A 24,047-nucleotide genomic window follows, 5' to 3' on the forward strand; every position below is an offset into this window, starting at 1 on the left:
AACGTTCATTTTCATCATCCCAAGCACAGGTTTTCATCATACAGCGTGGCTGTTTCTCATAATTGCCCAGATAATACGGGCAGAACGTACAGCCTCTTTCTTTAACAATTGCCCCCGGAATCACTGGCATCTGACTTTTGATTTCCTTTGTTACATGCTTACTTTCAATTCGCTCTCTCATCTTAAAAATCCTCCAAGAATATATATATTTGCAAAAGGGAATTCCCCTGAATTGCCTGTTTTTAAGCACAAAAAAAGAGGCAGACTTACGATTTTTATTTTCGCAAGCCTGCCTCTTATCAATCTAATATTCTATTTTCCAATGACATACCGTATAAACACGTATATCGCTCTGATCACATACACTGGAATCATGATGCTTCCAATCAATGCTCCAATAATGACACTTAATGCAGCCATCCCAAGTGTTGCTGTGGTATCCATTCCTCTCGGAATTAGAATCAACCGCATTTTATGTATTCCAAATGGAAGTCCGGCAATAAATACCCACCAGAACCAATCCGTCTGCCCACTGACCTTCATAATTGTTTTTGTCATCCAAAACCAGAATACCATAAATGCCAGTGGCAGAATTGATTTTTTAATTACATCTCCAATCGTCATTTCTTTCGTCCTCTTATCTAATCTGTTTATCTTCTGTACTTTAGAAAGATATGCCTGATATCTTTGCATCTGTCTATCATTATATCTTATTTGCTTTTCATATTCCACTTTATCATCCCCTTTGCTCTGTTTGTGCTTTCCACGAATCTAATAACTGGAAAATTATTTTTTCGATTTGCTCTTTCTTGTAATCTGGTGGAAAATATTTTTGCAGTTGCTTTTCTGAAAAACTGATTTTCTGATAATTCACTTTTGCTTCTCCTCTAAGAATTTTCTCTATATCTTCTCCAGTCAATTCTTTTTGCTGGCTAAGTTCTTTCAGTTTTTTTGCCTGAGATCCATTTGGCATTTTCTTTGTTGTTCCTATAAACGCCAGTAACAATGACTGCTCATTACTTTTCAAATAAGATAAATCAACTGCAACAGTAAATGGCAATTCATTTTTATCTACAAACTCCAGCAAGTAATTCGACAAGTAGGTCAAGCGTATATATCGTTTGATCGTACTCATTGTCTCTCCGACTTCTGTGCCAACCATCTCAGCTGCCCATCTTTTTTTCAACTTTGGTTCAACTTGGACCAAAGTTAAATCAGTCCGTCTACCCTGACGTTTCAATGCTTCATACTTCATGCGGTATGCAAATGCCTTCTCACTATATAGCAGATTTTCTCTTTGAATGTTGGAATCGACCATAACCACAGTTGCTTCATCATCAGACATATCTCTGATAATGACCGGCATTGTTTTCAGTCCTAATTCCCTGCAAGCATATTTTCTTCTGTGTCCCACAACTAATTCATAATCCTTTTCCCCTGAATTTGAAGGTCTTGCAATTCCTGGCACAAGAACTCCATATTCTGAAATACTTTCAATCATTTCCTCCATTTTATCATCCCTAAACACTTTAAACGGATGATTCTTGAATGTATCCAACTCGTCCAGCGGAATTTCTCGCACACACTCCTGCTCCTCTGACAATCCGAATAATGCATCTACCCCTTTGAATTTTATCTTTGAAGCACTACTTTCTTTCACTGCCATCACCAATCACCTCCTCTACCAGTTTTTTATAAGCTTCGGCAACACGACCTTTCGGATCGTGTTTATAAATACTTACTCCCTCAGCACTCGTCTCTGCTGCCCTTATCGAAAACGGGATTGCAGTCTTGAAAATATTGATATATTCGCCATAATTATCATGAAGCAACTCTATAATCTCTTTTGAAAAATTCGTTCTTCGATCTACCATGGTAAGTAAGATTCCGTCAATCTGAAGCTTTCGATTTATCTGCTTTCTAACTTTATATATGGTCTGCATCAACTGTTCCAATCCTTTAACAGGAAGATAATGTGCCATAACCGGAATGATAACCGAATCAGCTGCTGCAAGAGCATTTACAGTAAGCATTCCTAGCGATGGCATATTATCAATCAGGATATAATCATATTCTGGCGAAATTGTCTTGATAAACTGTTTTAACACATATTCTCTGCTCATAACATTTACCAGACTAACTTCTACCCCAGACAGTTCAATATTTGCCGGAAGAATGTCCATTCCCTCTTCATGGTGAAGAATTCCATATCCTTCTGATAATTCAAGACCATTCATTTCACAATGAAGAATTGTCGCTACTGTTATTTCTAATTCATCTGGATTCTGATATCCAAGACTTTCTGTTAAACTTCCCTGTGGATCAAAATCTATTGCCAGAACTTTATATCCTTTTTTTACCAATCCGATTCCTAAATTCACACAGGAAGTTGACTTTGCGACACCACCTTTTTGATTGACTATTGCTATAACTTTTGCCATCTCTATTTCCTCCCGATTCGTAATGTATGTTTTGAAACTGCTTTTTCTGCCTTTTTCTGATTTTCAGCCTGCAATGTTAAATCATGCGTCTTTATCAGCAATGCCTCAAATCTTTCTTTTTCTTCCTGCTGTTCGTGTGCTGTCAAATCCGTTTCCAAATTCGTTTTTTGTGAAACGCTCAACTTATTTCTAATATTATATGTGTCATATCTTCTTCTAATGCAATTCGCTTCTACACCGGACAGTGTAACCAGCTCTGACCAGGAAGACACTTTACATCTTCTTGCAATCGTTCCCCATGATGGTGTTTCTGGATTTCTACAAGCATCATATATTTTTGACGTTGCCGGTTGTATCCGTTCAAATTCATTTTTAAATATTTCCAGAAAATCATATTGATCATCCACACACCTTGTTCCATGACGTCCAATCCTTACGTATTCCATCTCACCATAATAATCATTTAGAAATTCTCTGGCTGTTTTTCCAAAAAGCTTTTCAAAGACCATATGGCTTGGTAGCTCTTTATGGCTGTCACACTCTTTTATTCTCGGTGGTATACCATTATGAGATTCTGTCCATTCATCTAATGCTTCATATACACTGGCTGCATCCCATCTATCCAATGGCGTGGAAGAATATTTTTTTAGTGCCTGTATCACTTCCACAACTTCCTCCGTCTGTGGCAGACATTGCAGTAATTCGATTGCCTTGGGTATGGCTTTTCTTCTTGTCATAATTCTTGCCATAAAAAAACCTCCTTTGAATGGTCATCATCTCATTCAAGAAGGTTCCTATCAGAAACAATTCCGAATTGTTTTCAATATCTTATCTATACTGTTATTTCAACATAAGATATCGAAATGTACATCTGACAGCACTGTTTTTTTATCCAATGCCTTTATCAGAAATCCCTTATTTTAAGGCTTTTCCGGTCGTTTCCTTTATCTTACTCTATTGGTACTGCGTAAGTGGAAAACCGCACATCAAAAGAAAGATCAAATTTGTCCACTGCCTTTATAAGCCCGATACTGCCAATCTGGATCAGATCCTCCATGTCCACGCCCCGCCCCACAAAACGCTTTGCCACACTATAAACAAGTCCTGCATTTTCCTCAACTAATGTATCTCTTGCCACTTTATCACCCTGGTGTGCACGCCCGATCAGGGCAAGAGTATGGTCCATGTTACCTCCCTATGATTTTTTTCATGTGCACGATCGTGCCTTTTCCAACCTCTGATTCCACAGTTACCTGATCCATAAAGGCTTCCATGAATGTAAATCCCATACCGGATCTGTCCTTGTCCGGCCGTGTAGTGTACAAAGGCTCCATGGCCTTTTCAATATTTTCGATCCCTGCTCCTTCATCGGCAATATCAATCTGGATCTCCTGTCCCTGCCTTCTACAGGTCATATGGATCTTATGTATTTCCCCTTCATAACCATGTATGATACAGTTGGTAACAGCTTCTGAAACTGCAGTTTTCAGATCTGACACCTCTTCCAGCGTAGGATTCAACTGTGTGCAAAATGCTGCTGCAGCTATCCTTGCCAACCCTTCATTTACAGGACGGCTTTCAAAGATCATTGTCATTTCATTGGTATCCTCCATAATATGCTCCCTTCCCTTAACAGATAAATTTATGGACTCCAGACAGATGAAGCAGTTTTTCCACATAACTGCTTACATTCACTGCCTTTATACACCCTTTTCCCATTCCAAGCGCCCGATATCGTCCCATGATCAGTCCGATTCCGGAACTATCCATAAATGTGGTCTCTTCAAAATCAAAGATAATGGTCTTAATATATGTCTGTCCCATAATCCGGTCTGTTTCTTTCCGGATCAGATCCGATGCAGGATGATCCAGTTCTTCTGGCAGTCTCACTGTCAGACTGGTACCCTGAATATAAATTGCAGCTCCCATCACCACTCCCCCTTATATTCAATATTCCCCCTCAATGTTACAAAAAAAGAGGGGCTGCTGTCATAGACAACAACTCCCCCTGCTTCGAGGTTTCTCTGTTAAAAAGTCCCATCTTCACTACTGCCGGATCCGTTTTCGTCACTGCTTGCAGATCCGTTTTCGTCACTGCTTGCAAATCCGCTTTCGCTATTGCCATCCTCTTGACTTTCGGAAGTACCTCCGGTCACACCAAGGCTTCCACACATAGCACTGTAAACATTCTTCATGTCATCTGTCAGATACTCCTCATACACATTCTGAAGATTCTCTGCGGCTACATCATAGCTCTCCTGCACATATGCAGTATATGCTTTGAAAAGAGCTTCATAGGTCTGGCTCTTTTTCTTTTCTTCCTCCATCTGCTGAGTGATCTGCAGAGCTGTATCGTCAGATTCCTTTGCTTCACCCTGGGCTTTAGAAAGCTCGGCCCCTTGACTGGATAAAGATTCGCTGTAATTGATCAGCTGCTGGTTGGCTTCCCGATATATTCCCTGTTTGATAGCAGGTACGGCCAAAAGCCAGAATGCCAGTGCACCGGCCCCAATGCCAAGCATCAAAGTAAAAAACAGGGAAATCCTTGAATTTTCACGATATGCAGGCGGCTGTACCACCATGCCTTCTATACCGTTATCTTCACCCTGTTCAGATTTAGTTCTGCCAAACAGTCCCTTTTTCTGCTTTTCCAGCCTGGTAGTAACGCCAGTCTGCTCATCCACTTCCCTCAGAAAACGAAGTGTGGTAGTATTGGTTTTATCGATCCTGGCCGCCTTTCGTAAGATCCGTCTTGCCTTTCCCCATTCATGATTCTTCATCTGGATCAGTGCAAGCAAATGATACCCCTTGATCAGCTTGGAATTCTGTGCAAGGATCTTTCGAAGCTGTATTGCAGCCATATCTTCATGCCCTTCCCTGCAAAGTGCTAGGGCATTGTTGTATTTACGGATCGTTTCATTAATGGCATCCAGCTTGTTGGAATTGGCCTGAAGACGGTTAATGTACTCATTAGCCAGATTCTTGGTAGGCTTCAGATTCTTGCTGATCACCCATTCACTTAATGCAGCAACAACCTCGCCGGTTTCAAAATAAACAAGTCCAAGAAGATTTCTTGCCTGAATATTTCTTTTGTCATAAGTAAGACTTTGTTTCAAACAATTAATGGCTCCTGACAGATCCCGGATACTGGCTTTTTCAAGTCCCTGATTATAGTAGAATTTTGACAGATAGTCCACCTTCTTCTGTATCAGAACATTGCACCCACAATTAGGACAGTAATCCAGATCCTTGTCTGCCAGAAATGCGCCGCAATTCATGCAGTTCATCAGTATCTCCTTACGGTTATTTCATGCGGCGGCCGCTTTTTGCTTCCCGCAGCATCTCCTGTAAAATGTCCAGGATATCAGTGAGTTCTCTGTCATATATGGCACTTTCTGCATCTGTTACATCCAGACACGGTTCAAACTTCTTCAGTTCTTCTTCGTAATCGATCATGCTTTTCTCCTTGCGATTGCTGCTTTAATCTCTCCTACAAGATATAAAGATCCTACACAGAACAGCATTCCGTCTTCTCCCTTTGCCTTTAAGGCAAGTTCCAGAGCCTTTGCCACTTCTGGATCAGCCTCTACAGAGGCACAGCCCTCCCGTGTGAAGATCTCTTTTAATTCCTCTTCCGGAACTTCCCGATAACCACCTACCTGGGTAACAACCACATGTCTGAAACGGATCTGACTGCAGATGGTATGGATCATATCTTTGTAATCTTTATCATTTACTGCTGAAAACAGAAGTGTAAGCGGATATTCCTGCTGAAAATGCGCTGCAGTCTCCACAAACTTGGCTACTCCGTCTTCGTTATGTGCTCCATCAACGATCACTCCTGGCAAGATCGTCTCCATCCTGCCCTGCCATCTGGTGGCGCTCATTCCTTTTCGCACATGCTCAATAGCTACCGGAATCTGATCCTGTAAAACCTCCATAGTTTTTAATGCCAGCATGGCATTCATAACCTGATACTTTGCAATAAAAGGAATATGAAATTCCTGATGATCCTTACCATAATACTGATTTTTCAAAGAAAAATCAATCCCTGAAGCTGTATTGGAAAGAATCTGCGCATCCTCCTTTTTTACTTCGTAAAAGGGACTGTGAAGCTCTCTGGCATGTGCACGAATCACCTCTGCTGCTGATGGATCATTGCCATCAAAGATCACCGGCACTCCCGGGACAATGATCCCAGCCTTTTCCCCTGCGATCTTAGCTACTGTATCCCCAAGGTACTGCATATGATCCAGACTGATGGATGTGATCACACATGCTGCCGGATCTTCAATGGCTGTGGTAGCATCCAGCCTGCCTCCAAGGCCAGTCTCCAAAGTCACATAATCTACTCCAGCCTGCGCAAAGATCACCATGCCCATAAGGAATAGCATCTCAAAGTAAGTAGGATGATAGCTGCCCTCTGCCACCAGTTCATCTGCCAGTGCTTTCACCTTCTGGAAAGCAGCCAGAAACGTGTCGTTATCAATATTTACTTCATTAATCTGAAACCGTTCATTAATCTCTACCAAATGAGGAGAAGTAAATAATCCACAGGAATATCCGGCTTCCCGGAGAATGGATGTAAGAAATGCACAGGTACTGCCTTTTCCATTGGTACCTGCTACATGAATCACTTTAAAATGATTCTGTGGATTTCCCAGCCTTGCAAGGCATTCCTTGGTATGATCCAGACTGTTCTTTTTTGTAAACTTAGGTGTTTCTTCAATATAGGCCACTGCTTGTTCGTAATTCATAAAAAAATTCACCACTTTTATCTAATGTATTCGCAACCCTTTTGGTTACTCTACCATTATATAATAGTGGTGAAAGATGTCCATACCCAATCGTAACAATTTATCCGACAAGATGTTACGATTGGATAAAACACTATTCGTAGCTGTTCAGTACCCTGGCGAGATATTGCCTTCTGAACAGTTAACATTATTCCTCTTTTTCAAGTTTCCACGGATTCTTGTCATACAGTGCATAAACCGCACGGTCATAACTCTTGCTTAATGCCTTTCTTGTGGAGCTGTTGCTTCGCTGTACAACAGAAAGCCGGTCAAAGTCCTTCATCTCCGTACCTGTGATCACCAGAGTAGTAGGACTTACATAAACCGTATCATACCATTCTCCATTTAGTTTTACCTGGCTGGAAGGTGTGAAATTGGTTCCCTGGATATAATAGGTATAATCCGAATCTGATACAAAACGGATGGAATCCAGTGTTGCATCATAGAGTCCCATACGCATCTTTGTTCTCTGGAAAGGATTCTCTCCCTGGTATGCGTAACGATCTCCATAAAGCAGATCATATTGCAGGGTTTCCAAATCTACCTGATAATTCTTTGTATTTCTTCTTGCCTGATGATAACGGAAAATCGTTCCATCATGGATACCTACCCGATCCATCACCTCTGCTGCGATCTGATAAGATGCCAGGTTTTCATTCTTTTTCTGAAGCCCCATATTATCCCAGATCACATATTCTGTCTGAAACAGATATTTGTTTTTCAAATCTTCCACTGTCAGTCCCATGGTAGGAAGATGATCCCCATACATTACAAGTACCACGTCTTCCGGATAGTCAGCCAGTGTATCCACCAGATCTTTTACAAAATTATCCATCTCATGGATCTCATTTACATAGTATTCCCATTTACAATTCAATTCTTCTGTAGGTGCACCGGAAACTGTAATCTGTGGATCCTCCAATATCGGTTCATCCGGATAGTCTCCATGTCCCTGCACCGAAATGGTATATACATAATCCGGTTCTTCTGTAGAATCCAGACATTTCACGATTTCATCGGTCAGAACACTGTCCTTTACCCATCCCAGAGGATTTTTCAAATTCTCACCAGCCATATATTCTTCTGAGGTAAACGTATCGAACCCAAGGTTGGGGAAAATAGTCCTTCTTCCATAAAAATTGGCTTCATTGTTATGGACAGCATGGGTGGAATATCCAAGATTTTTCAGCACATAGGGCGCACTCTCGCAAGTGGTTTCCTTCAGGATACTCTTATATGGATACTCCCCTGGGCCGAAATAATGAAGGCTCATCCCTGTAATTGTCTCAAACTCTGTATTGGCAGTACCTGCACCAACAGACGGCACCTTGTAATACCCGGAAGAATAGTTTTTCATCAGCTTTCGGAACGTAGGAATAGGATCCTCAGAAATATCCAGATAATTTACAAGTGTAGGATCAAAAAATGATTCCAGTTGCAAAAAAAGGATATTCGGTTTTTTATCTTCCTTTGTTGCCGGAAGGTTCTCCTCTGTCTTTTCGATCCTTTTGATCTCAGACTCAGAGTAATCTCGCGGACTTTTAATACCTGTATTAAAGATTGTAGTCGCAAGACAATATGGATATCCATAATCCTCATATGCAAATGCTATATTTCCAAAATAATTGGAAAGTATCCTTTTCTCAAGGGCAAGCTGTGTAATACCTCCAAAAGCAACAATTCCTGCCAGGATCAGCGGGATCACATATCTGTATCGAATCTTCTTTTTGTATTTCGGGCCCTTGATAAACAGGATCAACAACCCGATCAGCACAAGTCCGATCAGGATGCAGCCCAGGATCACTCCATAAGCAGGCAGATACTTCTGCATAATGGATAATCCATCGGTAAGCATATGCAGATCCGGCCCTGTAAATGGCGTAACCCTGTTCATCAGCAGGATCCCATTTACAAGTCCAAGGAACAGCCAGAATGCCGATACCAATACACGCCAGAAAAATCTTCTGTGAAACAGATACACGATCAGCATTGTTGTGAAAATAAAAGCTGTATTGTATGCAAAAACCAGTGGCTTGCCTGTCATATACTGCCATGCTTCTGCAATAGAATGGCGGCTGATGGCTTCAATAATAAAATAAAGCACCGCACACCACAGTGCCTGCAAAACAGGCGATATCTTATTACACACATCACTTATTTTCATCTTTGTGCAAAATTTGCCCGTTTTCATGAAAACGCTCCTTTTTATTTCTTTAACTGTTCAAGCTGTGTGATTACTTTTTCTTTCATTTCTTTATATTTTGCCAGTTTTGCTTTTTCAGCATCAACCTTGTCAGCTGGTGCTTTATTTACAAAATTAGGATTGCTGAGCATTCCATCACAGCGGGCGATCTCTTTGGTAAGACGATCCTGCTCTTTTGTAAGGCGTTCAATTTCTTTTTCCCTGTCGATCAGATCTTCCAGTGGCAGATATACAACTGCATTGGATACGACTACCGAAACTGCATCCTCACCAATACCATCTTTGTTGTCCTGTACATGGATCTGACTTGCATAGGCAAGATTAATAAAGGATCTGCTGCTCTTTTCATACATCTGGCAGATCTTCTCATCCTTACCCACGATGTACAGATGCGTCTTACGGTTCTGAGGAACATTCATGCTGTTTCTGGTATTACGGATACCTTTCACTACTTCTTTGAAGCTTTCCACAGCAAGCTCTGCTTCCGGGAAATTCCATTCGTCTTTATATACCGGCCAGTCTGAGATCATGATGGATTCTTCTTCCGGAAGAAGTGTACAGTAAATCTCTTCTGTAATAAATGGCATAAACGGATGAAGCAGCTTCAAGCCCTGGGTCAATGCGGTACGCAGGGTCCACAATGCTTCACCTGCTGCCTTGGGATCTTCCTGGGCTTTCCAGAGGCGTACCTTTGCAATTTCAATATACCAGTCACAAAGTTCATCCCACAGAAAATCATAAACTTTCTGTACTGCAATTCCCAGTTCATACTTATCCATATTCTCTGTTACATCTTTGATCACTGTATTCAGCTTGGAGAGGATCCACTTGTCTTCTGCACAAAGACCATTCAAATCTTCTGGCTCAGTAACAGTCTTGCCTTCCAGGTTCATCATAATGAAACGGGAAGCATTCCAAATCTTATTGGCAAAATTACGGCTGGATTCTACACGTTCCCAGTAGAAACGCATATCATTTCCAGGTGCATTTCCTGTGATCAGAGTAAGACGCAGGGCGTCTGCACCGTATTTGTCGATCACTTCCAGAGGATCGATACCATTGCCAAGAGATTTACTCATCTTACGTCCCTGGGAATCCCTTACCAGCCCATGGATCAGCACATGATGGAAAGGTGCCTTTCCTGTCTGCTCAAGAGCAGAAAATACCATACGGATCACCCAGAAGAAAATAATATCATAACCTGTTACAAGTACATCTGTAGGATAGAAATATTCCAGTTCCGGTGTTTTTTCCGGCCATCCAAGTGTGGAGAAAGGCCACAGTGCAGAACTGAACCATGTATCCAGTGTATCCTCATCCTGATGGAAATGAGTACCGCCACATTTAGGGCAGATTTTTGGCATTTCCCTTGCTACAACCGTTTCCTTACAGTCATCACAGTAATAAGCAGGAATCCTGTGTCCCCACCAGAGCTGTCTGGAAATACACCAGTCTCTGATATTCTCCAGCCAATGGAGGTAAGTTTTGTCAAAACGTGCAGGTACAAATTCCAGATCTCCGTCATCCAGGGCTTTGATCGCAGCCTTTGCCATCTCATCCATCTTAACAAACCACTGGGGTTTGATCATAGGCTCTACAGTAGTGCCGCACCGGTCATGGGTACCAACACTGTGATTATGAGGAACCACCTTCACCAGAAGACCCAGCTTATCCAGATCTTCAACCATAGCCTTTCTCGCCTCATAACGATCCATGCCGGCATATTTGCCTCCAAGCTCATTGATGGTAGCGTCATCATTCAGGATATTGATCTCCTGAAGATTGTGACGGCGCCCCACCTCAAAATCGTTAGGGTCATGAGCCGGTGTGATCTTCACACATCCTGTACCAAATTCTTTATCTACGTATTCATCTGCGATCACCGGGATCTGTCTGCCTGTAAGGGGAAGCTCCAGCATTTTCCCAACCAGGTCCTTATATCTCTCGTCTTCCGGATTCACTGCCACTGCTGTATCTCCCAGAAGTGTTTCCGGACGGGTAGTAGCGATCTCTACAAATCTTCCTTCTTCTCCAACGATAGGATAATTGATATGCCAGAAAAATCCATCCTGATCCTCATGCTCTACCTCTGCGTCTGAAATAGAAGTCTGGCAGACAGGACACCAGTTGATGATCCTGGAGCCTTTGTAAATATACCCTTTCTCATACAGCTTGATAAAGACTTCCTGTACTGCTCTGGAGCAGCCTTCATCCATGGTAAAGCGCTCACGCTCCCAATCAGCTGAAGCGCCAAGCTTCTTTAACTGATTAATGATCTTTCCGCCGTACTCTTCTTTCCATTCCCATGCATATTTCAGGAATTCTTCACGGCCGATAGCATTTTTGTCAATGCCTTCTTTTTTCAGCTTTTCTGTTACCTTAACCTCTGTAGCAATAGCCGCATGATCAGTACCTGGCTGCCATAATGCTTCGTAACCTTCCATCCTCTTGAAGCGGATCAGGATATCTTGCATGGTTTCATCCAGGGCATGTCCCATGTGCAGCTGTCCGGTTACATTTGGCGGCGGCATCACAATAGTAAACGGCTTCTTGTCCGGATTTACTTTTGCGTGGAAATATCCGTTATCCATCCATTTCTTATACAGACGATCCTCAATACCTTTTGGATCATATGTTTTTGCAAGCTCTTTGCTCATTTCATTTTCCTCCAAAATTTACGCCCCCCACACAGATGTGTGAAGGGCGATGTCATGCAGTACCACCTTTTATCGGTTGATACGGCCCTTTTCTTTGCCTTTACTATGAAAACTACTATAATTGTAAATCCATTTCTTGTCAAGATTTTTATAGGATATTACCTGTTACGATTCACAGGTAATATTCCGCGAGGTGTTTTGCCATGTATATGGCAAAATCCCGAGACATACAGGGCAAAATCCCATCACCGAAGGTGATATGGAATGGATTTTGACCAAGTTGCTGTGAACGGAGTGAACAGTAACTATTACCTGTTACGATTCACAGTCAGCTGCAAGCAGGATAAACAGTGATCTGCGTCCTTTTAAGCAGCAGCCCACCTTTATATTCCTTTATATTCCTTTTTATTCCACACTTTTCAAAGATTCCACCATATTGATCTTCTTCAGCTTGAAATGCATGGTAAAATTTACAAACAGGGAAAATCCACAGGTGATAAGCCCGCTGTAAAGGAAGCTTATCGGATTGATATTCCTGCCAAACATGACTGCATCTACCTCCACAGTGGTAATCACATACCTGTGCAGGAAAATCCCGAAAAGTACTCCCACCAGCACTCCTGCCACTGTCAGCAGGATATTCTCTCTGAATACATATTGAGACACCTCCTGATCATAGAATCCCAGCACCTTTAAGGTAGCAAGTTCCCTTTGCCTCTCTGTAATGTTAATATTATTCAGATTGTAAAGAACAACAAATGCAAGCATACCGGCTGAAATGATCAACACAAGGATCACTGAATCCAAGGACGTAAGCATTCTTTCCAGCTGTCCTGCCAGACTGCTTGTATAGCTGATACTTAAAACACCAGGCAGTGTAAGCAGCTGCTGGCCTATAGCTTCCAGATCATCCTTATATTCTTCTTTCATAGTAAAAAACAAATTTTTGTAATCTGGTTTCTGTTGAAATACTGACTCATATAAAGAGGGTGAAATATATACATAATGAGCCATATAATTCTCTGTGATGATCTCCACTGGAACCTGATACTCCTGTCCAGCCATTTTCAAAGTGATGGCATCTCCTGCCTTCAGGCCTAGCAGATCCGCTGTTTTCTCACAGATTGCTGCACCTTTATCAGAAAACAAATACTTCTCCTTTGTGATCCGGTTCTGCAAGGTCACATCCTTCTTAAAGCTCTCCATATCCTCAGGTACGATAACGTAAACACTCAGATTGGAAGAGCCTCTTGGTACATTCATTTTGGTAAACTGAACAGACGTACAATGATCTACCTTCTGATTATCCTTAAGGAATTGTACCACTTCTTTTCTCTGTTCCTCGTCTGCATCCTCATCCTCAATCACATTGCCCTCATAATGCTGCAGGTCCCGGTACTGGATCACCGCAATATTCATAATGGAATCCCGTAATCCAAATCCTACCAGCATCAGACCCATACTTCCTGCAATTCCAAAAACCGTCATAAAAAGGCGTTTCTTATATCGGAATAGATTCCGAAGTGTGGATTTCCAAGTAAAGCTTAAATGCTTCCATAGAAATGTGATCCGCTCTGCCAAAATACGTTTGCCTTCCTTGGGAGCAGGAGGACGCATCAATGAGGCCGGTGTTTCCCGCAGTTCCCGTACACAGGCAAACATTGTGGCTCCTACTGTACATATAATAGAAGCCCCTGATGCGATCAGTGTATATTTCATTTCATAATTAATACACAGAGTATCAGAAACATTGTGATACATAATCCCATAAGAAGTGATCACAACATATGGAATGATTTTTTCTCCTACCAGAAAGCCCAGGATACTTCCTCCGATCGTAGCCAAGAGTGCATAACAGATATATTTGGCTGCAACGGCTGCTTTTCCGTATCCTAAAGCCTTCATGGTCCCGATCTGGGTCCTTTGCTCCTCTACCATCCTGGTCATAGTAGTAAGGCTGATCAAAGCTGCTACCAGGAAAAAGATCACAGGGAACACCTTGCCGATATTCCGGATACGCTCTGCATTATCTCCGTAATCCGAATACTCTGGCAGGTCATTTCTGTCTGTAACCGTCCATGTAGGAACCTTCAGATCTGCCAACTTTTTTTTGGCATCTTCCAGCTTCTGCTGGTTGTCGGCCAGCTCCTTTTTTACCTTTTCCTCTGACTCCTGATACTCCTTTTCACCGTCTGACAGATCTTTTTCTCCATCCTCCAGCTCCTGTTTGGAATCTTTCAGCTTCTGTTCATTTTCCTGGAGTTCTTTTTGTCCATCTATCAGCTTCTGACGGTTTTCTTCCAGTTCCTGTTCTCCACTTTGCAGCTTTTCTGTATTTTGGGAAATCTGGATCCTGGCCTGGGCAAGTTTTCCTGCATTTGCATCTATCTCTTGCTGTCCCTTTTGTGTCTGCTCCTGTCCTTTTTGAATCTGTTCTTTTCCTTTATCCAGTTCTTTCTGAGCTTTATCCAGCTGTTTTTTTGCATCTGCCAACTTTTTTTCTTGCTGCTTTAGTTCTTTCCTGCCCTGATTGATCTGCTCCTGTCCTTTTTGAATCTGTTCCTGGGCATCATTTAACTGGCCTTCTTTTTCGTCCAGCTGCGCAAGACCTCCGTTTATCTGTCCCACAGAGCTTTCCAGCTGTGTCCTGGTTGCAGCCAGCTGCTGTCCTTGTCCTGTCAATTCTGTTTCTGACTGTTGGATCTGTGCAGTAAGGCCCTGGATCTGTGCAGTAAAACCTGCGATCTGTGCCTGCAGCCCAGCCAGTTCCTCCTGGGATACCTCTCCTGAAGCAATGCCTGCATCATAGCTTGCCTGAAGGGAATCTCTTTCCGTGATCAGTGCTGTCAGCTGCCCCTTTGCCAGATCCAGTGCAGCCTTTCCCTGGGCAAGCTGCTGCTCTCCTGTTTCTACTTGAGAAAGCCCTTCCTGGCACTGCAAAAGTTGTTCCTGCAGTTGCTGTCTTTGCTGTTGGATCTGTTCTTTTCCCTGGCTTACCTGCCCTGCCCTTGTATCCAGATCACTTTGGCTTTGTTCCAATTTCTGTCTGGCTTCTGTAAGTTTTAACACACCGGCCTCATATTCCTGTCTGGAAGCCTGTAGTTTTTCCAGTCCATCCTCCAGCTTCTGCTGGTTCTTTTCAATCTCTTTATTGCCATTATCCAGCTGCTGCTGTGCCTGGGAAAGCTGCTGCTCGCCCTGTTGTACCTGCTGGGTTGCCTGGGAAAGCTGTTGTCTGGCATCTTCCAGCTTTTCTGTTCCTTCTTCCAGCTGCTTCTGTCCATCCTTTAACTGTCCCTTTGCATCTTCAATAGCTTTTACACCATCTTCATATTCTTTCTGTCCATCTGTTAGCTTTTTCCTGCCATCGATCAGCTGCTGCCTGGCATCTGCCAGTTTTTCTTCTGCTTCTCGCCTGCCATCTGCCAGTTCCTGCTCACCGTCAGTGATTTCTTTTTGTGCATCTGCAGTTACCTGCTGATAACGTGCTTCACATCTTACATCCTGTATCCCTTCCACCTTGCTTTTGATCTTACGGATCAGGATATCATAAGCATCTGTATAGCTGACCACATCTTTGGCACCGTGTACCAGAAGATAGATCTGCGTATATACTTCCTGGTCAAAATCCTCAGGCAATATAAATGCAAATCCGTTCACCTCTCCTGTACCAAGAGTTGTATTACCACGGTTAAAAGAAATATAAAGGGGACTTTTCCCTATAGCTGTCACAGTATAGCTGTGCCTTCCAAGAAACGAACTGTCTTCCTGCTCCCGAAGAACGATCTGATCTCCTGGCTTATACCCATGAGCATTGGCATAAGTATCATCAAGAAACAGTTCTCCAGATTTCTGCGGCAATCTTCCCTCTGTAACTGTCAGCTGGTTCACCCGTTTGGTCAATGACTCAATATGTAATACCGTCTGTTTTTCATTCTCGCCACAGGTAACATCTGTAAAATAAGCACCTTCCGCATCCTCAATGCCATCGATCTCCCTTAATGCATCTTCATCCTCACTGGTAAGCCCAAGTGTGCTTACTACCTTCAGGTCCATCAGGCTGTTTTCATCATAATATGCATCTCCTGAATATCGCATGTCCGGTGAAGAAGCCTGTATCCCGGAAAAGAAAGCTACCCCAAGGGCTACAATGAAAAAGATGGAAAGAAACCTGGCTTTGCTTCTGCGGATCTCCATCCAGAACTCTTTATGTATTGCTTTCATCTTTTTCACCTACCACTCAATTTCTTCCACTGGCGTGGGGTGTGCATTCTGTGTCATGTTGGATACTTTTCCATTCTTAATCCTGATCACCCGGTCTGCCATGGGAGTAAGTGCAGAGTTATGCGTGATCACGATCACCGTCATATTTTTTTCCCTGCACATGTCCTGAAGCAGTTTCAGTATCGCCTTACCGGTCTGATAATCCAAAGCACCGGTGGGCTCATCACACAGCATCATCTTTGGATTCTTTGCCATGGCCCTTGCAATGGAAACTCGCTGCTGCTCTCCTCCTGAAAGCTGGGCCGGAAAATTGCCAAGCCTGTCCCCAAGGCCAACTTCTTCCAATACCTGAGCCGCATCCAACGGATTCTTACATATCTGCGCTGCCAGCTCCACATTTTCCAGTGCTGTAAGATTTGGCACCAGATTGTAAAACTGAAATACAAAACCAATATCATCCCTTCTGTATGCGGTCAGCTGGCGGCTGTTATATCCTGCAATATTCCTGCCATCCACCCATACTTCCCCATCTGTTGCATGATCCATGCCCCCAAGTATGTTCAGCACTGTGGTTTTCCCCGCACCACTAGGGCCAACAATCACTACAAATTCTCCTTTTTCGATCTGGAAACTGATCTCATCTACAGCCTTTATTGGTACCTCATTTGTTCCGTAAATCCTGGATACTTTATCCAGCTTAATATAATTTTCTGTATTCTTCTGCAATCCATCACTCCCAAGCTGTCTTATTTTACATTTCCATTTTCACAACAATTCAGTATACCTGCAGAATACTGCCTGTGGAAGTGTTACCTCTTCTCTATATCTGCTGATGTAAAACCAAGGGGCAAAAGCTGTCCCAACGTATAGCTTTTGTAATCCTCCTCAGACCTTGGCAGAATCACAAGAAATGCATCAGAGTCACAAAACTCACTCATAACCTGCCTGCAGATCCCACAAGGTGCACAGTACTCCAAGCTTTGTGCCTCCTTTCTCCCACCTGCAATGGCAATGGCTGTAAATTCCCTGTATCCTTCAGAAACTGCTTTGAAAAAAGCAGTCCGTTCAGCACAATTGGTCGCTCCATAAGAAGCATTTTCAATGTTGCATCCAGTAAATATTCTGCCGTCTTTGCATAAAAGTGCTGCTCCCACCATAAAATCCGAATAAGGTGCATAAGCTTTCTGTCTTACTTCCAATGCCTTACGAATCAGTTCCTGGAACTCCATAGGCTCCTCCTGTATCCCATCAATCTACATAATATATCCAGTTTTCTTTTCTTGGATGGGTTCCCTGTACTTCTTCCTTTGGATAACCCAGGATACAATGGCCAATGCCTTCATAATCCCCCTGGATCCCAAGAGATTTCAGAAGTTCCTTTCCTTCCTGGCTTTCAAATTCCTCTTTTGCCCTGTGGATCCAGCAACTGCCAATCCCCAGTGCATGAGCTGCGTTCATAAGATTTCCCATAACAAGACTTCCGTCATATACATATGTACCTACAGATTTGTCTGCAAGGATCACCAGCACTACAGGCGCTCCATAAAAGGGATCTCCCTTTGCACCCATGATCTGTGCATTCATCCTTGACAGCTGATCTCTTACTTTCTTATCCGTTATGACAAGAATAATGGGAGACTGTCTGTTCATACCAGTTGGCACCCATGTACCAGCCTCAACGATCTCCTGGAGAACTTCTTTAGGAAGCATATCAGGCTTATAACTTTTCACACTTCTTCTTGACTTTAAACATTCAATCGTACTGTTTGTTCCACTCATGGTTAATTGCCTCCTTTTATTTATCTTTCATTTATATTCCTTTATATTTATTTTTATTTTCAGATATGTTTATGATACCATCCTGTTTTTACAAAAACAAGTGGCTGTCCCCTCATAATAAAAGCGAAAATACAGAAAAATAATCATTGGCAAATTTGTAATAATTTTCGTTGCGTTGTAGAAAAGATTTTGGTTATATATCATGCGAGGCTTTCGTAGATTTCGACTGCGCTAGCTTCTCTGTTATTTGCCGTGTCTGAACGCCGTAGGCGTGAGTTTGGCAAATGACAGAGATAATAAGCGCGCGGGAGAAATCCGAAAACGAAGCCCTGATATATAAACATATCTTTTCTACAACGCAACATGAACAAAATAATTTTCAGGTCGAGCAGCCAAATGATATTTTACTGTATCTAAAAACAAAACAGCCAATATCTATTTTCATTTCTTTTTTCTGGCCATCAGCCCTCCGATTCTTCCGGTTTCTTTTGCTGTCAGTGTTTTCCAGCCGCCCCCCAGAACCTTGTCAAGCAATCCTAATTCCTGGGCGATCTCATACTTTGCTTTTTCCTCTTCTGGCAGTTTTCCTTTTAAATAGGCTTCTATTTCTTTTTCTCTATTCAATATCCTATACTCCTTTTTCGTAAAAGTATGAACCCAAAATTCGGAATTTATACACCTGCCATCAAACCTTCTGACTGTTTCTTTCTCCATCCTATTCCCAAAATCAAACAGATTGGTTATAATAATGCACATAATTGTATTTTTGATATCTGGAGGATATGTGTTTTATGAATGATGATCTAAAATATCTGCCCGAAGAGTTTTTAAACCGCATGAACAACATGCTTGGAGATGATTTCCAGGCTTTTCTTAATAGCTATCAGCAGCCTCGCACATTTGGCCTTCGAGTCAATACTGCCAAGATTTCCTGTGAAGAATTTGAAAAAATCGTCCCCTTTCCCATAAGTCCCATCCCCTGGATCCCAGGCGGATATTTTTATCCTGAAAATGTCCGTCCATCCAAATGTGCATTCTATCAGGCCGGACTTTATTATCTTCAGGAGCCAAGTGCCATGACTCCTGTTTCCAGACTTCTGCCAAAGCCTGGCGAATACATACTGGATATGTGTGCTGCCCCTGGTGGAAAGGCTACAGCACTTGGTGCTGCCCTTAAAGGACATGGGCTTCTTGTAGCCAATGACATCAGTACTTCCAGGGCACGGGCACTGCTCCGTAATATTGAACTTTTCGGCATCCCAAACAGCTTTGTTACCAGCACAGCGCCTAAAGATCTGGTTCCCTGCTTTCCTGAATTTTTCCATAAGATCATTCTGGATGCCCCATGCTCCGGGGAAGGTATGTTCCGAAAGGATGAAGCTCTTGCCAAAGACTGGAGTCCTGCCAAATCCCAAGAGCTTTCCCTAATCCAGCGTGAACTGATCCTTCAGGCGGCAGATATGCTTCGTCCAGGAGGATATCTGCTTTACTCCACCTGCACCTTTGCACCTCAAGAGGATGAGGGCACAGTTTCTTATCTTCTTGAAAACCGCCCGGATATGGAACTGGTGGAAATGCCCGGATATGAAGGCTTTTCAGATGGTGTTCCTGCCTGGGGAAAGGGACAGCCCCAGCTTACACGCTGTGTCCGTATTTTTCCTCATAAAATGAACGGGGAAGGCCATTTTATGGCTCTGCTTCATAAGCCTGGCCAGACCATTTCAGAGATCTCCCCTGTATTTACAAAGCCAAACCGTACTGCCTTTGAATATATCGACGCTTTTTTCCGTGAAATCGGACTGAAATCCTTAGGTGGACAGCCCTTTGACTGGAACAGAGTAGAGATAAAAGGAGATAAGGTTTATTATCTTCCTCCTGTTTCCTGCAGTATCCGTAGGATCAATTTTTTAAGGAATGGCCTTTACATGGGTGATCTGAAAAAGAACCGTTTTGAGCCTTCACAACCACTGGCTCTTGCCCTTCACAAAGGCGAGGTTTCTTCAGTGATCACCTTGCCTGTTCAGGATCAGAGGCTGGAACGCTACCTAAAAGGAGAAACTCTTCTCATAAACCCAGAAGAAGCCGCCTCGCCCAAAGGCTGGCAGCTTCTCTGTGTAGAAGGTTATCCTCTTGGTTTTGGAAAACTGGTGGGACAGACCCTGAAAAACAAATATCCTTCTGGCTGGCGGCTTTGACCGCCGGCCTTTTTACATGTCTTCTATCTGTTCATTAACATCTTTCAGACCAGGATTTCTTTATGGACAGCAAAAGAATAAATGATCTTTTCTTTTACTTTTTTCCCTGTCATCCGTTCCAGGGCATCTGCATAATCTTCCAGCTGTACCTTATACAGATCTACAAGACGTGATTCTTCTCCAAAACGTATATGGTCTGTTTTATAATCTACAAGCACCAGGTCCTTTTCCTCTTCAAAATATGCATCAATGATTCCCTGGATCAAAACAGGTTCCCTTTTCCCTGCCCATGTCTTATCCAGTTCTTCTGCAGACCTTGCGATCACAAATGGCTGTTCTCTGTAAAGCCTTTTCTCCAACCAGGCTGCCTTCATCCTCACACCTAATGGTGAGTTTAAGAAAGCAAGCACCTCCTGTATTTTGATACAATCAGCCTCTTCCTGGCTCATTTTCTCCTGCTGCACCAGCATCTGAAGCTGTTTTAGCAACTCTTCTTTACTGTCCGTTTTATCATACATTATGCATTCCATAAACCGATGATAAGCAGTACCTCTGGCTGCTCCTGTGTATTCTTCCTCTGTCACCATACAAAACTTTGGAATCAAGGGAACAATATCCGGTTCAAAAAAGACTGCCTCTTCTTTTTCATATTCATCAGGATAATTTCTTTTTTTCAGTTCTGACACGCTGACTTTCACCGGCAGTTCCTTCAGATATTCAAAAGGATACCGATAATCAAATCTTTCCTTCAGTTCTTCCCGGAGTTTCTCATCAAAAACCCGATTCTTATCCCAGCTGCGAAGAATCTCTTCCTCCATCTGTCCCTGTGCCTGATGGATCACTTCCTCTCCGGTAAGATCCTTTACCGTTATCTTTTTTATAAGGAAGGGTATCTTAGTACGGTAAAGTAAAGTATTACACCCAGCAGGCATTCCATATTCTTCAAATAAAGGATCCATTGCAGGATGTTGGGCCAATGCAGGCAGTATATAAGACCAACAGGTTTTCCCTTTCATTCTTACATCCACTGGAAGAAAGGGAGTCCCACTGTCCCGAAACCTGTACAGTACATGCATCAGCTTTTCCATTTTCCCTACACAGCCTGTAATAAACAGCTTTTCCTTAGCTCTTGTAAGAGCAACATACAGAATACGTAATTCTTCTCCCAGGCTTTCCTTCTGAAGCTCTCTGCGGATAATCTGCTTATGCAGTGTGGAAGCAATGATCCTTTTTTCCGGAATAATTGCATCTGCCCCAAGTCCAAGCTCCGGATGGATCAAAAGTCTTGCATTCAGATCCTGAAAGTTAAATGCTTTTCCCATACCTGATGCAAATACTATCGGAAACTCCAGGCCCTTGCTTTTATGGATGGTCATGATTTGTACAGCACCCTCTCCTGCATCTGCCAGGTTCACCTCTCCATAGTCTACCTCATATTTCTGAAGATGCTCAATATAACGAATAAAATTAAACAAACCTCTGTAGCTTGTCTTTTCGTAATCCATAGCCTTTTCAACCAACATTGCAAGATTGGCATTTCTCTGTGCCCCATCCGGCAGCGCCCTGGCATAATCCCCATACCCGGTTTTCTTTAGTGCAGCACTGATCAGTTTATGAACCGGTGTATAAACTGCCATATCACGAAGATCTTCCAACAGCTTATAGAAATCCTGAAGTTTTTCCTGAAACTGTTTGTCTATTTTCTTTTCTTCCAAACTTTTTTCACTATCCATTATACAGGACAGTACGCTTTCAAAAAGTTTTCCTTTTGGATAACCACATCGAAGAGATGCCAGTTCCTGTGAGGAGCATCCTATGATAGGTGAATGAAGAACCCCACATAAGGGTATATCCTGATAAGGATTATCGCACACCTTCAGTAAATTCAATACAGTAACAACTTCTGTAGCTGAAAAATAACCGGTTTTGGATGCAGCATACGAAGGGATCCCCTGTGCAGAAAACACCTGGGAAAAGGATTCTGCCCAGCCGGATGCAGATCTTAAAAGCACTACAATGTCATTATATCCAGCAGGCCTGTACTCTTCCTTTTTCCGGTCATATATCTGTTCTTTTCCCACGATCTGCCGGATCCTATGTGCCACTGCCAGTGCTTCCAGTTCTCTTACCTTCTGGGAGCTGCCTTCCATCAAGTCCTCTACTTCTTCTCCGTCCTTTTCAACAAGCAATACCTCTGTGGTATAAAACTCTTTGTTCCCGCCTTTCGGAAACTCTGCTCCTGGATAAAGGGCGGCACGATCATCATACCCTACGCCTCCCAGATCCGGCTTCATGATCTGATGGAACAGATAATTCACACTGTCCAGTACCTGATGCCTGCTTCGGAAATTCTTATGAAGATCGATCCTTTGCTCTTTACTCTCTTCCAGCGTATAGGTTTCCATCTTATCCATAAAAAGATCCGGTCTTGCAAGACGGAACCTGTAAATACTCTGTTTTACATCCCCTACCATAAAGATATTTTTCCGTCCTGACACTTCGCCTGAAACACAATAGGTGATCATCTCCTGTACAAGGTTGCTGTCCTGATACTCATCTACCAGCACCTCCTCATACTTCTCACTTAATTCTCTTGCCACGTCAGAAGGCTTCCCGTCCTTTACAAGGATAGCCAGCGCCAGATGCTCCATATCTGTAAAATCCAGAATATTTTTTTCTCTTTTTTTCACAGTAAACTGCTTCTTAAATTCCAGGGTCAACTTTACAAGTGTTTCCATAGGTTCTTTTCCGTATTGAAGGGCTTCCAGGATTTCAGCTGTGCTGTTCTGAAAATATCTGCTTCCCAGATCCTTCAGACTTGTCTTCATATCATCCCGCAGACTTTTTACCTGTTCTTTTTTTTCTTCATCAACAGGTACTTCCGGCTTTTTCCCAGACAGACGCTGATATGAAAAATCCATAAGAAGACTGCGAACCTGCTCATAATCCTGCTTACCCAGGGCTTTTCGCACAGCTTCTATACCAGCCTGGTCTGAGATCAGCGCCTCCTCATAAAGATAAGGTCCTCCCGGAATCCTGCTGATCTGTCTTGCCTGACGGATCAGTTCTTCTGCCCCTGTCAATTCCTCATCTACTGTCTGCCACAATTTCTGCAGCCATCTGGAGTCATACAGTTCTTCTTCTGTTGTAATATGGTAGATCTTAAGACAATGCTCCAGCCATTCTTCCGGATCCGGATGGCTCATAGCAGCCTGATAAAGTCCGATGATCAAATCTTTCAGATTGTCATCTGTTTTCCCGGGAGCATAACATTCCACAAATTTTACAAAGGCAGGGTCCTTTTCCCTGTAGCACTCCTCTGTAAGCTCTTTCAACACATCTTCCCTGAGAAGCTTTAACTCACCTTCATCAGCTACCCTGTATCCTGGATCCAGATTGATCGTATGGAAATAATTTCGGATCACATAGGCGCAAAAGCCATCAATGGTGGTGATCTGCGCAGTATGGATCCGTGTCATCTGTTTCTGCAGATGCTCATTTTCCGGATTCTCACACAGTGCATTCTCCAAAGCTCTGGAAATCCTTTCCTTCATTTCTCCGGCTGCTGCCCTTGTAAATGTCATGATCAGGAGTCTGTCAATATCAATCGGATGATCCGGATCCATGATCTTATTCAAGATCCTCTCCACAAGTACTGCTGTTTTTCCGGATCCTGCAGCTGCACTGACCAGAAGATTTCTATTACGCAGACGAATCACTTCCTGCTGTTCCTTTGTCCAGCTCATTCCCAT

18 protein-coding genes and 2 pseudogenes are annotated in these 24,047 nt (G+C 42.8%); 1 reads left to right on the forward strand and 19 read right to left on the reverse strand.

Annotation, left to right across the window (positions count from 1 at the left end):
- The 18 genes and pseudogenes from OCV61_RS03660 to OCV61_RS03745 form a co-directional block, all read right to left on the reverse strand.
- Window positions 1-181: pseudogene (locus OCV61_RS03660) on the reverse strand (hypothetical protein); the annotation flags it as partial.
- 131 nt (window positions 182-312) lie between these two features.
- The gene (locus OCV61_RS03665; protein WP_017144664.1) at window positions 313-732 is read right to left on the reverse strand and encodes a DUF6050 family protein; all 420 of its coding nucleotides are present in this window, start codon (window positions 730-732) and stop codon (window positions 313-315) included.
- 4 nt (window positions 733-736) lie between these two features.
- Window positions 737-1,666, reverse strand: a complete 930-nt coding sequence (locus tag OCV61_RS03670) for a ParB/RepB/Spo0J family partition protein (protein WP_008688042.1) — start codon at window positions 1,664-1,666, stop codon at window positions 737-739.
- Window positions 1,647-2,441: a ParA family protein gene (locus OCV61_RS03675; protein ID WP_055057300.1), complete on the reverse strand. Its 795-nt coding sequence runs from the start codon at window positions 2,439-2,441 to the stop codon at window positions 1,647-1,649. Before OCV61_RS03675 ends, OCV61_RS03670 begins: the two co-directional genes overlap by 20 nt.
- 2 nt (window positions 2,442-2,443) lie before the next feature.
- A complete protein-coding gene (locus OCV61_RS03680; RefSeq protein ID WP_008688040.1) occupies window positions 2,444-3,190 on the reverse strand; it encodes a hypothetical protein in 747 nt (248 codons plus the stop codon).
- 206 nt (window positions 3,191-3,396) lie between these two features.
- Window positions 3,397-3,627, reverse strand: a pseudogene (locus OCV61_RS03685) (sigma-70 family RNA polymerase sigma factor); the annotation flags it as partial.
- A 1-nt stretch (window position 3,628) separates the two neighbouring features.
- Complete coding sequence (gene spoIIAB / locus OCV61_RS03690; RefSeq protein ID WP_158420707.1) at window positions 3,629-4,054, reverse strand: anti-sigma F factor; 426 nt, start codon at window positions 4,052-4,054, stop codon at window positions 3,629-3,631.
- 16 nt (window positions 4,055-4,070) lie between these two features.
- Window positions 4,071-4,370 (reverse strand): anti-sigma factor antagonist, encoded by a 300-nt coding sequence (locus OCV61_RS03695; protein ID WP_158420708.1) that lies wholly within the window; start codon window positions 4,368-4,370, stop codon window positions 4,071-4,073.
- A 98-nt stretch (window positions 4,371-4,468) separates the two neighbouring features.
- Window positions 4,469-5,728, reverse strand: a complete 1,260-nt coding sequence (locus tag OCV61_RS03700) for a tetratricopeptide repeat protein (RefSeq protein WP_158420709.1) — start codon at window positions 5,726-5,728, stop codon at window positions 4,469-4,471.
- A gap of 16 nt (window positions 5,729-5,744) precedes the next feature.
- On the reverse strand, window positions 5,745-5,897 hold the full coding sequence (locus tag OCV61_RS03705; RefSeq protein WP_173726977.1) for a hypothetical protein: 153 nt from the start codon (window positions 5,895-5,897) through the stop codon (window positions 5,745-5,747).
- Entirely contained in the window at window positions 5,894-7,198 is a 1,305-nt protein-coding gene (locus tag OCV61_RS03710) for a bifunctional folylpolyglutamate synthase/dihydrofolate synthase (RefSeq protein WP_158420710.1), read from the reverse strand. The genes OCV61_RS03705 and OCV61_RS03710 overlap by 4 nt, the downstream gene beginning before the upstream one ends.
- Window positions 7,199-7,385: 187 nt before the next feature.
- Window positions 7,386-9,401, reverse strand: coding sequence for an LTA synthase family protein (locus OCV61_RS03715; RefSeq protein ID WP_158420773.1), 2,016 nt, complete (start codon window positions 9,399-9,401; stop codon window positions 7,386-7,388).
- A gap of 41 nt (window positions 9,402-9,442) precedes the next feature.
- Window positions 9,443-12,097: a valine--tRNA ligase gene (locus OCV61_RS03720; protein WP_158420711.1), complete on the reverse strand. Its 2,655-nt coding sequence runs from the start codon at window positions 12,095-12,097 to the stop codon at window positions 9,443-9,445.
- Between the two features lie 405 nt (window positions 12,098-12,502).
- A complete protein-coding gene (locus OCV61_RS03725) occupies window positions 12,503-16,321 on the reverse strand; it encodes an FtsX-like permease family protein (protein WP_158420712.1) in 3,819 nt (1,272 codons plus the stop codon).
- A 9-nt stretch (window positions 16,322-16,330) separates the two neighbouring features.
- Window positions 16,331-17,047: an ABC transporter ATP-binding protein gene (locus OCV61_RS03730; RefSeq protein WP_158420713.1), complete on the reverse strand. Its 717-nt coding sequence runs from the start codon at window positions 17,045-17,047 to the stop codon at window positions 16,331-16,333.
- Window positions 17,048-17,130: 83 nt separating this feature from the next.
- Complete coding sequence (locus OCV61_RS03735) at window positions 17,131-17,550, reverse strand: cytidine deaminase (RefSeq protein ID WP_158420714.1); 420 nt, start codon at window positions 17,548-17,550, stop codon at window positions 17,131-17,133.
- Between the two features lie 19 nt (window positions 17,551-17,569).
- Window positions 17,570-18,100 carry a nitroreductase gene (locus tag OCV61_RS03740; RefSeq protein WP_158420715.1) on the reverse strand — a complete coding sequence of 177 codons (531 nt, stop codon included), beginning with the start codon at window positions 18,098-18,100 and terminating at the stop codon, window positions 17,570-17,572.
- 441 nt (window positions 18,101-18,541) lie between these two features.
- The gene (locus tag OCV61_RS03745; protein ID WP_158420716.1) at window positions 18,542-18,724 is read right to left on the reverse strand and encodes an alpha/beta-type small acid-soluble spore protein; all 183 of its coding nucleotides are present in this window, start codon (window positions 18,722-18,724) and stop codon (window positions 18,542-18,544) included.
- Window positions 18,725-18,891: 167 nt separating this feature from the next.
- On the opposite strand from OCV61_RS03745, the gene OCV61_RS03750 reads away from it, so the two are divergent.
- Window positions 18,892-20,295 carry an RsmF rRNA methyltransferase first C-terminal domain-containing protein gene (locus tag OCV61_RS03750; protein WP_158420717.1) on the forward strand — a complete coding sequence of 468 codons (1,404 nt, stop codon included), beginning with the start codon at window positions 18,892-18,894 and terminating at the stop codon, window positions 20,293-20,295.
- Window positions 20,296-20,339: 44 nt separating this feature from the next.
- Here the strand turns inward: OCV61_RS03750 and addA are convergent, their stop codons facing one another.
- Window positions 20,340-24,047, reverse strand: coding sequence for a helicase-exonuclease AddAB subunit AddA (gene addA / locus OCV61_RS03755; protein WP_158420718.1), 3,708 nt, complete (start codon window positions 24,045-24,047; stop codon window positions 20,340-20,342).

The organism is Blautia ammoniilytica, assembly GCF_025566965.1.
Lineage (GTDB): Bacteria > Bacillota > Clostridia > Lachnospirales > Lachnospiraceae > Blautia_A > Blautia_A ammoniilytica.

Coding starts and splice junctions, on each gene's coding strand:
- OCV61_RS03720 (WP_158420711.1), bottom strand. CDS start 12,097: ATGAGCAAAGAGCTTGCAAAAACATATGATCCAAAAGGTATTGAGGAT.
- OCV61_RS03735 (WP_158420714.1), bottom strand. CDS start 17,550: ATGGAGTTCCAGGAACTGATTCGTAAGGCATTGGAAGTAAGACAGAAA.
- OCV61_RS03740 (WP_158420715.1), bottom strand. CDS start 18,100: ATGAGTGGAACAAACAGTACGATTGAATGTTTAAAGTCAAGAAGAAGT.
- OCV61_RS03705 (WP_173726977.1), bottom strand. CDS start 5,897: ATGATCGATTACGAAGAAGAACTGAAGAAGTTTGAACCGTGTCTGGAT.
- OCV61_RS03700 (WP_158420709.1), bottom strand. CDS start 5,728: ATGAACTGCATGAATTGCGGCGCATTTCTGGCAGACAAGGATCTGGAT.
- spoIIAB (WP_158420707.1), bottom strand. CDS start 4,054: ATGGAGGATACCAATGAAATGACAATGATCTTTGAAAGCCGTCCTGTA.
- OCV61_RS03670 (WP_008688042.1), bottom strand. CDS start 1,666: ATGGCAGTGAAAGAAAGTAGTGCTTCAAAGATAAAATTCAAAGGGGTA.
- OCV61_RS03715 (WP_158420773.1), bottom strand. CDS start 9,401: ATGAAAATAAGTGATGTGTGTAATAAGATATCGCCTGTTTTGCAGGCA.
- OCV61_RS03680 (WP_008688040.1), bottom strand. CDS start 3,190: ATGGCAAGAATTATGACAAGAAGAAAAGCCATACCCAAGGCAATCGAA.
- OCV61_RS03675 (WP_055057300.1), bottom strand. CDS start 2,441: ATGGCAAAAGTTATAGCAATAGTCAATCAAAAAGGTGGTGTCGCAAAG.
- OCV61_RS03750 (WP_158420717.1), top strand. CDS start 18,892: ATGAATGATGATCTAAAATATCTGCCCGAAGAGTTTTTAAACCGCATG.
- OCV61_RS03725 (WP_158420712.1), bottom strand. CDS start 16,321: ATGAAAGCAATACATAAAGAGTTCTGGATGGAGATCCGCAGAAGCAAA.
- OCV61_RS03710 (WP_158420710.1), bottom strand. CDS start 7,198: ATGAATTACGAACAAGCAGTGGCCTATATTGAAGAAACACCTAAGTTT.
- addA (WP_158420718.1), bottom strand. CDS start 24,047: ATGGGAATGAGCTGGACAAAGGAACAGCAGGAAGTGATTCGTCTGCGT.
- OCV61_RS03695 (WP_158420708.1), bottom strand. CDS start 4,370: ATGGGAGCTGCAATTTATATTCAGGGTACCAGTCTGACAGTGAGACTG.